The sequence below is a fragment of the Microbacterium sp. CFBP 13617 genome (assembly GCF_014839445.1).
GTDB lineage: Bacteria > Actinomycetota > Actinomycetes > Actinomycetales > Microbacteriaceae > Microbacterium.
On sequence record NZ_JACYNW010000001.1, the window covers coordinates 989821 to 1005709 of the forward strand.

The 15889-nt window shown below is 73.4% G+C and carries 12 protein-coding genes; 11 read left to right on the plus strand and 1 reads right to left on the minus strand.

Annotated elements, in window-relative coordinates:
• Positions 1-133: 133 nt before the first annotated feature.
• On the minus strand, positions 134-1618 hold the full coding sequence (locus IFU40_RS17165) for a helix-turn-helix domain-containing protein (protein WP_191925502.1): 1485 nt from the start codon (positions 1616-1618) through the stop codon (positions 134-136).
• 73 nt (positions 1619-1691) lie between these two features.
• On the opposite strand from IFU40_RS17165, the gene IFU40_RS04395 reads away from it, so the two are divergent.
• The 11 genes from IFU40_RS04395 to IFU40_RS04445 are packed head-to-tail and all read left to right on the plus strand — an operon-like array spanning position 1692 to position 15784.
• Positions 1692-2804: a DUF917 domain-containing protein gene (locus IFU40_RS04395; RefSeq protein ID WP_055832995.1), complete on the plus strand. Its 1113-nt coding sequence runs from the start codon at positions 1692-1694 to the stop codon at positions 2802-2804.
• A complete protein-coding gene (locus tag IFU40_RS04400; RefSeq protein WP_055832998.1) occupies positions 2801-4381 on the plus strand; it encodes a hydantoinase/oxoprolinase family protein in 1581 nt (526 codons plus the stop codon). Before IFU40_RS04395 ends, IFU40_RS04400 begins: the two co-directional genes overlap by 4 nt.
• Positions 4382-4435: 54 nt before the next feature.
• Positions 4436-6022: an ABC transporter substrate-binding protein gene (locus IFU40_RS04405; protein WP_055833000.1), complete on the plus strand. Its 1587-nt coding sequence runs from the start codon at positions 4436-4438 to the stop codon at positions 6020-6022.
• 4 nt (positions 6023-6026) lie between these two features.
• Positions 6027-7070: an ABC transporter permease gene (locus IFU40_RS04410; protein ID WP_082509749.1), complete on the plus strand. Its 1044-nt coding sequence runs from the start codon at positions 6027-6029 to the stop codon at positions 7068-7070.
• Between the two features lie 3 nt (positions 7071-7073).
• On the plus strand, positions 7074-8846 hold the full coding sequence (locus IFU40_RS04415) for a dipeptide/oligopeptide/nickel ABC transporter permease/ATP-binding protein (protein ID WP_191925503.1): 1773 nt from the start codon (positions 7074-7076) through the stop codon (positions 8844-8846).
• Positions 8843-9613, plus strand: a complete 771-nt coding sequence (locus tag IFU40_RS04420; RefSeq protein WP_191925504.1) for an ATP-binding cassette domain-containing protein — start codon at positions 8843-8845, stop codon at positions 9611-9613. The genes IFU40_RS04415 and IFU40_RS04420 overlap by 4 nt, the downstream gene beginning before the upstream one ends.
• Before the next feature lie 8 nt (positions 9614-9621).
• Positions 9622-11385 (plus strand): GAF domain-containing protein, encoded by a 1764-nt coding sequence (locus tag IFU40_RS04425; protein ID WP_191925505.1) that lies wholly within the window; start codon positions 9622-9624, stop codon positions 11383-11385.
• Complete coding sequence (locus IFU40_RS04430) at positions 11378-12781, plus strand: hydroxymethylglutaryl-CoA reductase, degradative (RefSeq protein WP_191925506.1); 1404 nt, start codon at positions 11378-11380, stop codon at positions 12779-12781. The genes IFU40_RS04425 and IFU40_RS04430 overlap by 8 nt, the downstream gene beginning before the upstream one ends.
• Positions 12778-13755 (plus strand): hydroxymethylglutaryl-CoA lyase, encoded by a 978-nt coding sequence (locus tag IFU40_RS04435; protein ID WP_342343473.1) that lies wholly within the window; start codon positions 12778-12780, stop codon positions 13753-13755. Before IFU40_RS04430 ends, IFU40_RS04435 begins: the two co-directional genes overlap by 4 nt.
• Positions 13752-14981: a CaiB/BaiF CoA transferase family protein gene (locus IFU40_RS04440; RefSeq protein WP_055833007.1), complete on the plus strand. Its 1230-nt coding sequence runs from the start codon at positions 13752-13754 to the stop codon at positions 14979-14981. Before IFU40_RS04435 ends, IFU40_RS04440 begins: the two co-directional genes overlap by 4 nt.
• Entirely contained in the window at positions 14978-15784 is an 807-nt protein-coding gene (locus tag IFU40_RS04445; RefSeq protein WP_191925507.1) for a hypothetical protein, read from the plus strand. Before IFU40_RS04440 ends, IFU40_RS04445 begins: the two co-directional genes overlap by 4 nt.
• The last annotated feature ends 105 nt before the right edge of the window (positions 15785-15889 follow it).

The following is a 15889-nucleotide window of genomic DNA, read 5'->3' on the forward strand; positions in this document are numbered from 1 at the left end:
GGGGTCCCTCGAACCTCATCGTCGCCCGGGCACAGGATCACCGGGTCGAAGTGTGCCGTCGGCACAGCGAGCGCCGCAGTGACCGAGGGCCATCGCCCCACGCCGGCGCCGCGATCACGCCCCGGCGCCGTCCTCAGCGCCCCGAGCCCAGCAGGCGCACGCGGCACGCCAGCTCGACCGCGAAGCGGGTGTCGGGGTCGTCGAGGTCGACCCCGAGCAGCTCGCGCGCGCGTCGGATGCGGTAGCCGACCGCATTGGGGTGCAGGTTCAGCTCGCGCCCGGCCTGCGCGAGCGAATGACGGTGGCCGAGGTACGACAGCAGCGTGCGCACGGCCGTCGTCGCCTTCTCGGGGCCCAGCACGTCGAGCGGGTGGAGGATGTCGTCGAGCAGATTGCGGCTCACCGGCGAGGCGTAGAAGTCGAGCAGCAGACGTCGGAGCCCGGTCACGTCGGTGAGCTCGATGGCATCCAATCGACCGCCGGCGATGGCGGAGTCGGCGGCGACGCGCGCCTCGGCAGCCGACTGCCGCAGGCCCGCGGCTCCGGTCTGCGGGGTGCCGAGACCGACCGTGTACGTCCAGTCGTCGCCGATGAGTCGGCGTGCCTGGGCCTGCACGCGCGACACGACGTCGCGCAGGCGCCGCTGGTGGTCGCCCGCGCCGTGGTCCTCGCTGCTGACGACGAGGACGTCGTCCTGCAGGAAGGCGATGTGCCACAGCTCGGGGCGGTCCTCGATGAGCTGCAGGGTGAACAGCTCGAGGGCGGCCTCGACGAAGCGCGGGGCGCGCAGCCCCGGGTCGGTGCGGTGCTGCGGACGCATCCACGCGACGGCGTGCGAGAGCTGCAGCGGCAGACCGAGGCGTGCGGCCGGAGCGACGAACCCGTCGACGCGACCGGCCTCGGCGAGGATCAGCTCGACGATGAGGTCGGCGCGCGACTGGTTCGGGGCGAAGCGGTCCTGCAGGTGCCGCTGCATGGCCCGCGACACGAGCGAGGCCACGACCGGCAGCGCGACAGTGGCGGCCGGATCCGAGGTCTCGGCGACCAGCCTGCCGATGGGCACCTCGCCCGCGAACACCGCGTCGGCGTCGGTCCACGAGGTCGCCAGGTCTTCGCGCAGGCTCACCCGCACGCCCAGGGCGGTGCCCGCGGCGTCGAGGATCGCCGCCACCGCGTCTCCCTCGCCCGCAGCCGCGGCCTGCGTCGCCTTCTCGACCGCGAAGGCCGCGCGGGTCATCGACTCGGCCGCGCCCCCGCTGATCACCCGGTCGATCGCCACGGCGAGGTCGGGAGCGGGCGCCGCGAGCGACACGAGCACGGGAACGCCGCCGCGCAGCGCCAGCACGGTCGCGGTCTCGGTCGCCGTGAAGCCCGCGGGCATGACGAGGCCCGCCAGCCCGCGCGCGCTGGCCTGGCGCAGGGCCACGTCGACGAGGTACGGCGCGGGCGGGTCGTCGCCGGCCACGACGGCCAGGGTGCCCACGGTCAGGCCGGGCAGATCGGCGAGGGTCGACACGTCGACGCGTTCGATCGTCGCTCCGCCCTCGGGGCCGGCGGCGTGGGCGATGCCCAGGCGTTCGGTCTGAGCGAGAAGGTCGGAAGTGGTGAGCTGTGCCACCAGCACAATGTACGCCGATTCCCTGTCTGCTCACCACATTGTCGCTCGCGGGGACGGTGCTTAGTGTCGTGTCATGGCACTTCCGTCTCCCGTCACGCCGACCGCGGCCCGCGCCCCCGAGCACGTCACGGCCGACGACATCGCCGCGCTCGCCGCGGGCGCGGCGATCTTCGGCACGGGCGGCGGCGGCGCCGTCTACACCTCGCAGCTGACGACCGAGCGCGCGATCCGCGAGCACGGGCCGGTGCGGCTGCTGAGCCTCGACGACCTCGGACCCGACGACGCCGTCATCATGATGAGCGGCATCGGCGCACCGACCGTCGGCATCGAGATGCTCTCGTCGGTGCAGCAGGTCGAGACCCTGCTGCGTGAGGCCGAACGCGTCGCCGGGCGCACGATCACCGCGATCATGCCCGCCGAGATCGGCGGCAGCAACGGCGTCTCGCCCGCCGGATGGGCCGCTCGCCTGGGCGTGGCCCTGCTGGATGCCGACGGCATGGGCCGCGCGTTCCCGGAGGCGACCATGATCTCCACCAACGTCGCCGGCGTCCCGTGCGAGTTCGCGGTGCTCAGCGACGTCGTCGGCAACGTCGTGACCCTGCGCACGGTCGACCTCGGCTGGCTCGAGCGGCACGCCCGCGCCGTCACAGTGGCCGCCGGGGGCATCTGCCTCGGCGCCCACTACCTGCTCACCGCCGAGACGGCTCGCGGAGCGGTCATCCCGGGCACGATCAGCACGGCCATCCGCGTCGGACGCGCGCTGCTGTCGGCCGCCGAGCCGGTGGCCGCCATCGCCGACGAGCTCGACGCCGACGTGCTCATCTCGGGCAAGATCGTCGACGTCTCGCGCCGCACCGAGGGCGGGTTCGTGCGCGGCTCGATCACGATCGCCGGGATCGGCGACGACCGCGGGCGCCTGCAGCGCGTCGAGCTGCGCAACGAGAACCTCGTCGTGCTCGAAGACGGCGAGGTGCTGGCGACCGTGCCCGACCTCATCACCGTCGTCGACCTCGAGACCGGTCACGCCATCTCGACCGAGATGCTGCGCTACGGCCAGCGCGTGTCGGTGCTGGCCTGGGCGTGCGACCCCCTGTGGCGCACCGAGCGCGGCCTCGAGATCGCCGGCCCCCGCGCCTTCGGCTACGACCTGCCCTACGTCCCCTTCGAGCGGAAGGACGCGCGATGATCGCCGTTCGCGACCTGTCCATCGGCGTCGACGTCGGCGGCACCAACACCGACGCGGTCGTCGTGGATGCCACGGGGTCGGTGATCGCCTGGACGAAGCAGCCGACCACGGCCGACGTCATCGGCGGCATCCGTGCCGGTATCGCCGCCGTGCTCGCGCAGCTCGCCGAGGACCGCGACCGGGTGTCGCGCGTCATGCTCGGCACCACCCACGCGACCAACGCGATCGTCGCCCGTCGGGGCCTGGACCGCGTCGCGCTCGTGCGGCTCGGGGCTCCCGCGGCCACCGAGTGGCCGCCGCTGACGGGCTGGCCGACCGACCTCAGCACCCAGGTGCTGGCGGGGGCGGCCATGCTCGGCGGCGGGCACATGGTCGACGGCACGCCCATCTCGCCGCTCGATCGCGACGGCATCCGGCGGTTCCTCGACGGCCTCGACGGACGGTTCGACAGCGTGGCGGTGTGCGGGATCTTCGCCCCCTCGTCTCCCGAGCAGGAGCGCGACGTCGAGCAGCTCGTGCACGACCACATCGGCGAGAACGTGCCGGTGTTCCTCAGCCAGGACATCGGTCCGGACGGGTTGCTCGAGCGCGAGAACGCCACGGTGCTCAACGCGGCCCTGCGCGGCGTCGCGAGCGAGGTGACCCGCGCCCTCGTCGACGTCGTCGCCGAGGAGGGTCTCGACGTCTCGACCTTCTTCGCGCAGAACGACGGCACCCTGATGTCGCTCGACTACGCCGTGCGCTACCCGGTGCTGACCATCGGGTCGGGGCCGGCGAACTCCCTCCGCGGAGCCGCCTTCCTCTCGGGCGCCCAGAACGCCATCGTCGTCGACGTCGGCGGCACCACGAGCGACCTCGGCGTGCTCGTCGACGGATTCCCCCGCGAATCGACCCTGCCCCGCGACATCGGCGGCGTGCGCACCAACTTCCGCATGCCCGACATCCTCAGCCTCGGCATCGGCGGGGGCACGATCATCGACCCCCGCACCGGTGCCGTCGGCCCGGGGTCGGTGGGGTACCGCATCGCCGAAGAGGGACTGCTGTTCGGCGGCTCCACCCCGACGCTCACCGATGCCGCCGCGGCCGCGGGGCACGGCATCCGGGGTCGTTCGCTCCCCCCGCTGTCGGCGGGTCACCGCGACATGCTGGCCCGCGCCCTCGCCCACGCGCACGAACGCATCGAGGAGGCCGTCGAACGGCTGTCGCTCGGCCGCGTCGACCTGCCGCTGATCGTCGTCGGCGGCGGCGCCCAACTCGTTCCCGACGATCTGCCGGGGGCCGGTGACGTGCTCCGCCCCGACCGGGCCGACGTCGCCAACGCCGTCGGAGCGGCCATCTCGCTCGCCGGGGGCCGCGCCGACCAGATCTCCGACGCCGAAGACCGGGATGCCGCGATCGCGGCCGCCTCGGAAGCGGCGATCGCGAAGGCCATCCAGGCGGGGGCCGATCCCCTCGCGGTCGAGATCGTCGACGTCCTCGAGACGTCGCTGTCGTACACGACCCGCCCCACCCTCAAGGTCTCGGTCAAAGCCGCCGGCCCCCTGAGCCATCTCGCCGCACCCATCCCCGCGCGCTGACACCTGCACCACCCCTGCACCACCGTCGCTTCCCCCGAATCAAGGAGCATGGCAATGAAACGCAGCACTCTCGTCCCGGCCGCGGCCGGGGTCGTCCTTCTCGCATTGACACTGGCGTCGTGCGCGGCGCCCTCTGACAGCAGCGGGGGAGGGGGCTCGGTCGTCTCGGGCGGCACGTTCGTCAAAGCGATCAGCGACGACCCGGGCGACCTCGACCCGATGAAGGCCGTCTCGCCCGACACCTTCGACGTCGTCACCATCGCCTACGAGTCGCTCATCTACGTCACCCCCGACGGCGAGTACGAACCCTGGCTCGCCGAGAGCTGGACCGACGAGGGCACCTCGGCCACCTTCACGCTGAAGGACGGCATCACCTGCGCCGACGGCTCGGAGTTCACCGCGCAGACCGTCGCCGACAACCTCAACTACAACGCCGATCCCGCCAACGCGACCTTCTCGTACGGCACCGTCATCACCGAGGCCGTGTCGGCCACGGCCGAGGGCAACGTCGTCACCGTGACCAGCACGGTCAACGACCCGTTCCTGGCCGTCAACCTCGGCACGATCATGATGGTGTGCGACGCCGGTCTGGCCGACGTCGCCTCGCTGTCGGACACCACGAACGGCACGGGCATGTTCCAGCTGAGCGAGGCGCGCGCCGGCGACGCGTACGTCTTCACCCAGCGCGACGGCTACACGTGGGGCCCCTACGGCGTCACGAACGAGACCGAGGGGCTGCCCGAGACCATCGAGGCGCGCATCGTGTCCGACCAGAGCACCGTGACCAACCTGCTGCTCTCGGGCGAGCTGAACTCCGGCGTGGTCACCGGCCCCGACCAGGACCGCCTCGAGGGCGCCGGCATCACGTACGCGGGCGTGCGCAACCCGGTCGGTCAGATCCTGTTCAACGAGCGCGAGGGCCGGCCCTTCTCCGACCCGCTCGTGCGCGAGGCCCTCTCGACCGCGATCAATCGCGACGAGGTCGGCCCGGTCATCGCCGGCGCCACGGGCCTGCCTTCCAGCGGTCTCGTCATGAAGACGCCGCTGCTGTGCGTGCAGGACCCGCCCAGCTGGAGCCTGCCGGCCACCGACCTCGATCGCGCCGGCGAACTGCTCGACGAAGCCGGCTGGACCCTCGGCAGCGACGGCATCCGTCAGAAGAACGGACAGCCGCTGAACGTGAAGTTCATCTACGACGCCCCCACCGCCTCGCACGCTCCGGCCGCCGAACTCGTCAAAGAGACGTGGGACTCACTCGGCGTGGTCACCGAGCTGTCGGCCAACGACGCCGCCGCCTGGTCCGACCAGCTCTACACGAGCTTCGACTGGGACACCGGGTGGGTGCAGATCGGGCCGGGAAGCCCCGTCGTGCTCGACCTCTTCTTCGGCGGAGCGACTCCCGACCAGGGTGGCTTGAACTTTATGTTCGTCGACAACCCCGAGTACAACGCCCTGGCCACCCAGGCCAAGACCGCCACCCCCGACGCCGCGTGCGGACTGTGGCAGCAGGCCGAGAAGGAGCTCATCGAGCGCTTCGACACCTTCCCGGTGATCGACAACATCCTGCCGAACTACATGAGCGGCGCGACGTTCGAGCAGCCGAACTTCCTCAACCCCACCTCGATCCGGATGCAGGGCTGATCCCATGACCGCCACCCCTCCGCCCGTCGTCGCCGACCTGGCCGGCGCCCCCACCGCCGCCCTGGCGGTGCGGGCGGAGGGGCGCGGCCGCGGTCCGCGGCTCTCTCCTCGCGCGGCGTTCCTCGTGCGACGACTGGGACGACTGCTCGTCTCACTCGCCGTCGTCGTCGTCGCGTCGTTCTTCCTCATCCACCTCGTGCCGGGCGATCCCGTGCGGGCGGCCCTCGGCATCCAGGCCTCGCCCGAACTGGTCGCGGCCACCCGCGCCGAGCTCGGTCTCGACAAGCCGCTGCCGCAGCAGTTCTTCGACTACGTCGCGCACCTTCTGCGCGGCGACTTCGGGGAGTCGATCCGCACCGGCCGGTCGGTCTCCGAGACCATCGGTCAACGTTTTCCGGCGACCGTCACGCTGGGGGTGCTGAGCTTCCTGCTCGCCCTGGTCGCCGCGGTCCCGATCGGCATCGGCGCCGCCGTCGCCCTGCAGCGTCCGGGTCGCAAGGTCGCCGACGCGCTCATCTCGGGCGTGCTGGGCATGCTCATCGCGGTGCCCGGCTTCCTGCTCGCCGTCGGGCTCATCGCCCTCTTCGCCGTGCAGCTCAAATGGCTCCCCGCAGCCGGATGGGGAAAGCCCGAGGATGCCGTGCTGCCGGTGCTCGCGCTCGCCCTCGGGCCCCTCGCCTACCTCGCCCGCATCGTGCAGGTCGAGATGTCGGGTGTGCTGGGAGCGACCTACATGACCACCGCGCGGGCGAAGCGTCTTCCGGGGCGGCTCGTCTACCTGCGCCACGCGCTGCCGAACATCATCACCGCCTCGCTCACGGTGAGCGGGCTGCTGCTGAGCGGCATGATCGCCGGCACCGTGCTGATCGAGACGGTGTTCGCGATCCCCGGAATGGGCGGGGTCATGGTCCCGGCGGTCGGGGCGAAGGACTACCCGATCGTGCAGGGGCTCGTCGTGGTCTACGCGCTCATCATCCTCGGCGTGAACCTCGTCGTCGATCTCATCCTGGTGACCGTCGACCCGCGGTCCTCGATCACGGAGGGCTGACCCATGACCTGGCGCTCACGACTGCTGTCTCCGGCCGGCATCGCCGCTCTCATCGGCGTGCTGCTGTTCCTGTTCCTCGCGACCGCGGGACCCACGCTCTTCCTCGACGCGGCCGAGACCTCGAACGTCCCCGCGCGGTTGCTGCCGCCGAGCCTCGCGCACCCGTTCGGCACCGACGACCTCGGCCGCGACATCTTCGCGCGCGTGCTCGTCGCAGCCCGCATCTCGCTGCTGTTGACCCTGGGTGCCACGGTGGTCTCCACGGTGGGCGGCATCGCCTACGGCCTGATCGCCGTGATCCTGCCGCGGCACGCACGTCGACTGGCCACCGGCCTGCTCGACGTGCTCCTCGCCTTCCCCTGGCTGCTGATGGTGCTGTTCTTCACCGTCATCTGGGGCGCGAGCGCCGTGACGGCGATGCTCGCGATCGGCATCTCGGGCATCCCCTTCATGGCGCGTCTGGTCTACAACCTGGCGTCGTCGGTCTCGGGCCGCGACTACGTGCGGGCCGCCCGCGTCGTCGGCGTCGGACCGTTCGGCATCCTGGTGCGCCACATCCTGCCCAACATCACCAACCCGCTGTTCGTCAACGCCGCGGCCACCGCCAGCGTGACGCTGCTGTCGTTCGCGGGACTGTCGTTCCTGGGTCTCGGTGTGCAGGCGCCCGAGTACGACTGGGGGCGACTGCTGCAGGACGGCATCACCCGCATCTACGTCAACCCGCTCGCCGCCATCGGCCCCGGCATCGCCGTGGTGCTCGCGGGCCTGGTGTTCACCTTCGTGAGCGAGGCGCTCGGAGACGCGCGCGGCGGGGGCCGAGCGGCCGTGGCCCGACGTGCCCTCGGCGCGGTGGCCCCGCTGCGTCGCTCCGGGGTCGCGGCCGCCCCCGCACGACCGGCGGCGACGGCGGGCGAACCCGTCGCCGAGATCGCCGACCTGCGCATCGCGTTCGCCACCCCCGACGGCGGCGAGGTCGAGCGCGTCCGCGGCGTCGGGCTGCGCATCCTCCCGGGCGAGGTCGTGGGCATCGTGGGCGAGTCGGGCTCGGGCAAATCGCTCACGGCCATGGCCCTCGCGGGTCTGCTCGGCACCGATGCGCGGATCACGACGAGCGCTCACACCTTCGACGGCATCGACATGACGCGCCCGCTCACCGCGGCCGATCGTTCCACGCTCGGTGTGGAGCTCGGCATGGTGTTCCAGGACCCGCTCACCTCGTTGAACCCCGCGCTGACGATCGGCCGCCAACTCACCGAGGTTCCCGAGGTGCACCTGAAGATGTCGCGCGCCGATGCCCGCGCGCACGCGGCCGCCGCGCTCGAGGCCGTCGGGATCGCCGACGCGAAGCGGCGCCTGTCGCAGTACCCGCACCAGTTCAGCGGCGGGATGCGCCAGCGCGCGATGATCGGTCAGGCCCTCACCGGCCGACCCAAGCTCATCATCGCCGACGAGCCCACCACCGCCCTCGACGTCACCGTGCAGCGACAGGTGATGGGCGTGCTCCGCCGGGCGCAGCGCGACACGGGCGCGGCGATCGTCTTCATCTCGCACGACATCGCGCTCGTCTCGGCGTTCTGCGATCGCGTCCTCGTCATGAAGGACGGCCTGATCGTCGAGGAGCTCGACGCCCAGCGCATCCGCGACGACGCCACCCACCCGTACTCGCGCGCGCTGATCGCGTGCCTGCCCGACATGACGTCCGACCGCACGCGCCCTCTTCCGGTCATCCCGCCGGAACTGGCCGCCGCTGCCCTCGCCGAGGAGGTGGGGGTGTGAACGCCCTCGAGATCGACCGCCTGTCCGTCCGATACGGCCGGGCCACCGTCGTCGACGACGTCTCGCTCGTCGTCCCCGCGGGACGGACGCTGGGCCTCGTGGGCGAATCGGGGTCGGGCAAGAGCACGATCGCCGCGGCCGCGGTGGGCCTCGTGCCGCCCGCCGCCGGAGAGGTGCGGGTCGGCGGGGTCGTGGCATCCGGTCGGGGAAGAGACGCACGCGAGGCGCGTCGCCGTCTGCAGCTCGTGTTCCAGGACCCGTTCTCGGCGCTGGATCCGCGCATGAGCATCGGCGAGTCGATCGCCGAGGCCCTCCGCGCGAGCGGGAAGTCCTTCTCGCGCGATGCCCGCGTCGCGCGGGTGCGGGAGCTGCTCGGGCTCGTGCACCTCGATCCCGACCGTGCCGGCGACCTGCCCGCCGCGTTCTCGGGCGGCCAGCGGCAGCGCGTCACGATCGCCCGCGCTCTCGCGGGCGAGCCGAGCGTGCTCATCGCCGACGAGGTGACCAGCGCCCTCGACGTGTCGGTGCAGGGCTCGGTGCTCAACCTGCTGCGCGAGCTGCAGGAGCGCTTCGGCCTGTCGATGCTCTTCATCTCGCACAACCTGGCCGTCGTCCGCTACGTCAGCGACGAGATCGCCGTCATGCGTCACGGGCGCATCGTCGAGTCGGGCCCCACCGAGCAGCTGCTGGCCGCGCCCACCGAGAGGTACACCCTCGACCTGCTCGACGCGGTGCCGGTGCTCGGCGTGCGGATGACGACGGACTGAGCGATCCCGTGATCCACCCCGACCGGTCCGCGGACGCCGTCGGCAGCGAGGTCGAGGGACTGCGTCGCCGGGCCGGCGAGCTCGCGGCCCTCTACGCCAGCGCGCGCGAGCTGGCCGCGATGCGCGACGCCGACGCCGTTCTCGAGCGTCTCGTCGAGCGGGCGCAGGAGCTGCTCGCCGCCGACGTCGCCTACCTGTCGGAGTTCGACGGCGTCGACGGGGCGCTGCGCGTGCGCGCGACCCGCGGGGCGGTGACGGGCGCACTGCGCGACCTCGAGGTCCCCCCGGGGCGCGGTCTGGTGAGCGCGATCGCCGAGACGCGGCTGCCCCGGGCGGTGCGGCGGTACGACGCCGTCGCCCCCGAGCGGCACGCCTCGGGCATCGACGCCGCGGTCGAGGCTGAGGGGATCGTGTCGCTGCTGGGCGTTCCCCTGCTCTCGGACTCCGCCGTGCTGGGGGTGCTCTTCGTCGCCGAACGGCACGAGCGCGCCTACACCCCCGACGACATCGCGCTGCTGGCCGCCCTCGCCGCCCACGCGTCGGTGGTGCTGCAGACGGCGGCGGCGCTCGCCGATGCCCGCACGCAGGCGCTCCGCGCCGAGGCGGCGGTGGCCGAGCTGACCGCGCACGTCGCCGCGCGCGACCGCGCCAACCGCGTGCATCGCGAGCTCGTCGACGCGGTGCTGGCCGGCGGCGGACTGGCGCCCGTGGCCGCCACGCTGTCGACGGCGTTGCAGGCGGCCGTGACGATCGTCGACGCCGCGGGAGGCGTGCGCGCCGGGGGCGACGACGCGGCGACCCCGACGGCGGCGGTGCAGCGCGCGCTCGACCACAGCCGTGCCGAGGGAAGACCCATCCGGCTCCCGGATGCCGGGATCGTCAGCGCCGTCGTCGCCGGCGGTCGGGTGTTCGGGGCGATCGTCGTGGGGCCTCCGGCACGATCGCTCGACGAGGTCGACCTGCGCACCGTCGAACGGGCGGGGCAGGTGGCGGCGCTGCTCGCCCTGTCGGAGGAGGCCGTCGCCGAGGCCGGGCACCGCCAGCGGTCCGACCTGCTGCTCGATCTGGTCACGGCCTCGCCGCAGCGTCGCGCCGACGTCGCGGCGGCCGCGCGGCGCGCGGGAATCGACGAGACGGCCGTGGGGGCGGTGACGGCGTTCGCCGTGCCGGCGGAGCGTCGTCCCGAGATCGCCCGCGTGGTGGCCCGGCGGCTGGGGCCCGCCGCCCTGGTCGGGGAGCTCGACGGCTTGGTGCTGGCCGCCCACGGCGATCCCCTCGACCCCGCCTCGTACGAGGCGGTGCGCGCCCTCGTCCACACCGAGGTGCTGGCCGTGACCGTGCGCGTCGAGGCGGGAGCCCTCGTGCGGGCGGCCGCCGACGTGCGTTCCGCCCTCGCCCTCGCCCAGGCCCTGGGCATCGACGACGCGCGGGTCCCCGCCGACGACCTCCTGCCGTACGCGGCCACCATCGGTGCCGACCGGCGGGTGCTCGACGCCTTCCTCGACACGATGCTCGGCGCCGTCCGGCGGCACGACGCGTCTCGCGGCAGCGATCTGCTCGCGACCCTGCGGGCCTTCGTGCGCCACGGCGCCAGCCCCACGCGCACGGCGCGGGCCCTCACCTTCCACACGAACACGATCCTCCAGCGCCTCGAGAAGCTCGACGCGCTGCTGGGCGAGGGGTGGCGCGACGACGAGCGCTTCTTCCGCCTGTCGACGGCGGTCCGCCTCGACGAACTGCGCGAGCGGCTGGGGTCGCGCGGCGATGGGTGATCGACGCAGTGGGGGAGTCATCCGGTGTGTCGGCGGTCCATATGCCGCCACCGGGTCTCGTCTTAGCGTCGAAGGGACGCCGCGGTCGACGCGGCGGCATCCCGCCCGCGAAGGAGCCCCCGTGACCACGAACAGCCGCCTCCCGGGCCTCCGCGACCACGAGCCGCTCGATCGGCGCGCGCGCGTCGCCGAGGCCGCCGGTCTGTCGGCCGACGACCTCGCGGCCCTCGATCCCCGCGACGGTCTGTCGCTGTCGCAGGCCGACCACCTCGTCGAGAACTTGGTGGGGCTCATCGGCATCCCGGTCGGAGTCGCCACGAACTTCCGCGTCGACGGCATCGACCGGCTCGTACCGATGGCCACCGAAGAACCCTCGGTCGTCGCGGCCGCCTCGAACGCCGCGCGCATCGCCCGCGAGACGGGCGGCTTCTTCACCTCGTCCACCGGCGACGTGATGATCGCCCAGGTGCAGGTGCTCGACGCCGTCGATCCCGAGGGGGCATGCCTGCGCCTGCTCGAGGCGCGCGACGAGTTGCTCGCCCTGGCCGACGCGCAGGACCCGATGCTCGTCTCGCTCGGCGGGGGAGCGGTCGACGTGTCGGTGCGCACCCTCGCCACCCGCGCCGGGGTGCAGGTCATCCTGCACTTGCACGTCGACGTGCGCGACGCCATGGGCGCCAACGCCGTGAACACGATGGCCGAGGCCCTCGCCCCCCGGATCGCCGAGATCGCCGGAGCCCGCACGCTGCTGCGCATCCTCACCAACAAGGCCGAGCTGCGCCTCACGCGCGCTCGCGCAGTCTTCCCTGCCGACCTGCTCGGCGGGCCGCGCGTCGTGGCCGACATCGTGGCGGCGAGCGCGTTCGCCGAGGCCGACGCGTACCGCGCCGCCACGCACAACAAGGGCATCATGAACGGCATCTCGGCGGTCGTGCTCGCCACCGGCAACGACACCCGGGCGGTCGAGGCCGGATGCCATTCGCACGCCGCTCGCAGTGGCGCGTACCGCGCCCTCTCGCGGTTCGAGCAGAACGCCGACGGCGACCTGGTGGGCACCCTCGAGGTGCCGCTCGCGGTGGGGCTCGTCGGGGGAGCGACGCGCGCGCACCCCGCCGCCCGTGCGGCCGTGCAGCTGCTGGGCGTCGGCTCGGCGCGCGAGCTCGCCGCCGCCATCGCGGCGGTGGGGCTCGCCCAGAACCTCGCCGCGTGCCGCGCGCTCGCTGCCGAGGGCATCCAGCGCGGTCATATGACGCTGCACGCCCGCACGATCGCCGCCAGCGCGGGGGCGGCGGTCGACGAGGTCGCGGCCGTCGCCGCCCGCATCGTCGCCGAGGGTCGCATCCGCGTCGAGGACGCACGCGAGGTGCTCGCCGAGCTGCGCGGAGCCTCGTCGTGACGGGCCTCGCGCCCCGCCCGTTCCCCCGTGTCGTCGCCCGTGCGGGAATGCCGGCCGAGGTCACCGTCTACGAGGTGGGTCCCCGCGACGGTCTGCAGGCCGAGACCGACGTCGTTCCCACGGCGGTCAAGGCGGAGCTCTGCCGACGCCTCTACGCCGCGGGCGTCACGGCGCTGGAGCTGACCAGCTTCGTCCCGCCCGCGTGGATCCCGCAGCTCGCCGACGCGCGCCCCCTCGTGGCGTCGGTCGCCGTCCCCGCCGCGAGCCGCGCGGTGGCCCTCGTCCCCAATCGCCGCGGCCTCGACGACGCCCTCTCCGCCGGGATCCGCGAGGTCGCCGTCGTCGTGAGCGCCACCGAGTCCTTCGCCCGCGCCAACCTCAACACCGACCGCGCCGGGGCGGTGTCCCGGGCGACCGACGTCGTCGCGGCCGCCCGGGCCGAGGGGGTCCCGGTGCGCGGCTACGTCTCCATGGCGTTCGGCGACCCGTGGGAGGGCGACGTCGACCTCGCCGCCGTGGTCGACGCGGCCTCCGCGTTGCACGATTCCGGATGCCGCACCCTCGCCCTGGGCGACACGATCGGGGTCGCCACGGCGGGACACGTCGAGGCGGTCATCGAGGCGGTGGCGGGTACCGGCATCCCGCGCTCCGCCCTCGCCCTGCACCTGCACGACACCTACGGTCAGGCCCTCGCGAACGTCCTCGCGGGGGTGGAGAACGGCGTGACCGAGTTCGACTCCTCGGTCGGCGGCCTCGGCCGCTGCCCCTACGCCCCCGGCGCCACCGGCAACCTCGCCACCGAAGACCTGGTGTGGATGCTCGAGGGTCTCGGCATCCGCACCGGGCTCGACCTCGTCGCCCTCGCCCGCACGAGCGCCTGGCTCGCGGGCGTCCGCGGGCGCCCGCACGTCTCCCGCGTCGCGGCCGCGCTCACCCGCACCGCCCCCGTCCCCCTGGAGGAGACCCCCGCATGAGCATTCCCCTGGCCCCCGGATCCGGCTCCCTCGCGGGCGTGGTCGTGCTCGACCTGTCGCGCGTGCTCGCCGGACCCTACGCCGCGCAGACGCTCGCCGACCTCGGCGCGACGGTCATCAAGATCGAGAACCCCCGCGATCCCGACGTGTCCCGCGGCTTCCCGCCGTACCTCACGCACGGCGACGAGGAGTTCAGCGCCTATTACGCGCAGTACAACCGCGGCAAGCTCGGCGTCGGCCTCGACCTCGCCGCTCCGGGCGGCACCGAGACGCTCCTCGACCTCGTGCGACGGGCCGACATCCTGGTCGAGAACTTCCGGCCCGGCACGATGGACAAGCTCGGAGTCGGCTACGACGTGCTGCGCGCGGCCAACCCGCGCCTCGTCTACGTCGCCGTCTCGGGCTACGGCCAGACCGGGTCGCGCAGCCGCCGCCCCGCCTTCGACAACACCGCGCAGGCGGCCGGCGGCATGTGGTCGATGAACGGCTACCCCGGGCAGCCGCCCGTGCGCGTGGGGGTGACGATCGGCGATCTCTCGGCGACGTTGTTCGCCGTCATCGGCACGCTCGCCGCCCTCCGGCACGCGGAGCGCACGGGCGAGGGCCAGCTCGTCGACGTCGCCCAGGTCGACAGCATCCTGGCGCTCACCGAGACCGCCGTCGTGGACTACACCGTGCGCGGGGTCGAGGCCCAGCCCGCGGGGAACGAGCACGCGTGGGTGCGGCCGTACGAGCTGTTCGACTGCGCCGACGGTCAGGTGTTCTTCGGCGCCTACACCGACAAGCTGTGGCGCGCGAGCTGCGAGCTGTTCGGGTCGCCCGAGGTGGCCGACGATCCCGAGATCGACACGATGCGCAAGAGGTTCGACGCGGAGGTCTACGCGCGCCGGGTGAAGCCGGTGGTGGCGGGGTGGCTCCGGGACCGCACCAAGGCCGAGCTCGAAGCCCTCGCCGGCGACGTCATCCCCCTCACCGCGATCAAGACGATCGGCGAGGTGGTCGACGACCCCGGCATCGCCGAGCGCGACATGATCGTCGAGGCCGACTACGGCGACCTGGGGGTGCTGCGCATGTTCGGGCAGCCCATCAAGCTCAGCGCCACCCCCGCCACGCCGGCGCGCGTCGCGAACCGCTTCGCCGAGCACTCCGATGCCGTGCTGACCGGTCTCGCCGGGTACGACGCCGACCGGATCGCGGCGCTGCGCGCCTCGGGCGCGCTGTCGTGAGCACCACCCGCACGCAGGTCCTGGATGCCGTGCCGGTCGAGGCCTTCCGCGGCACGTTCGCCCTCGCCGACCCGGTGCGTGCCGAGGGCGCGACGCTCCCGCCCGGGTGGGAAGGCGTCTTCTTCCCCTTCGCCGTCGCGCTCGACGACCTGCGCCCCGACGGGACGCCCGCGCGCGATGGCATCCTGCCCGAGATCGATCTGCCCCGGCGGATGTACGCGGGCGAGGACACGGTGTTCCCCGGCGTCCTGCGTGTGGGCGACGTCGCGACGCAGACGGCGACCGCGGGCTCGCTCGTCGAGAAGACGGGAGCGAGCGGCCGACTGGTCTTCGCCGACATCGAGCGCGCGATCGCCGTGGGAGGCGAGGTCGTGGTGCGCAGCACCTGGCACGACGTCTTCCTCGGAGCGGCCTCGGGCCCCGCCCGCCCGCCCCGGACCGACCCCGCGGCCGCCGCCGAGGCCGCGTGGATCGACGAGGTCACCCTCGACGCCCGCCAGCTCTTCCGCTTCTCGGCGTTGACGTTCAACACCCACCTCGTGCACTACGACCGCCGCTGGGCGCGCGACGAGGAGGGGCTCGACGACATGCTCGTGCACGGTCCGCTGCTGCGCATCCTGCTCGTCGACGCCGCGCGCCGCCACGCCCCCGCACGGCGCCTCACGGCGCTGCGCGTGCGCATGACCGCGCCGGCCTTCGTCGACTCCGCGATCCGCCTGTGCGGCACCGCCGACGCCTCTCGCGTGGTGGCCCTCGGCCCCGGCGAGGTCGTGCTCGCGACCGCCGAGGTGACCTGGGCCTGACGCGGGTCGTCGCCGCGCGACCGCGCCGCCCGCCTGCCGCAGGAGCGTGCCGCCCGCCGGCCGCGGGGCCGTGCCTCCCGCCGCACTCGCGAGGTCACACGCTCT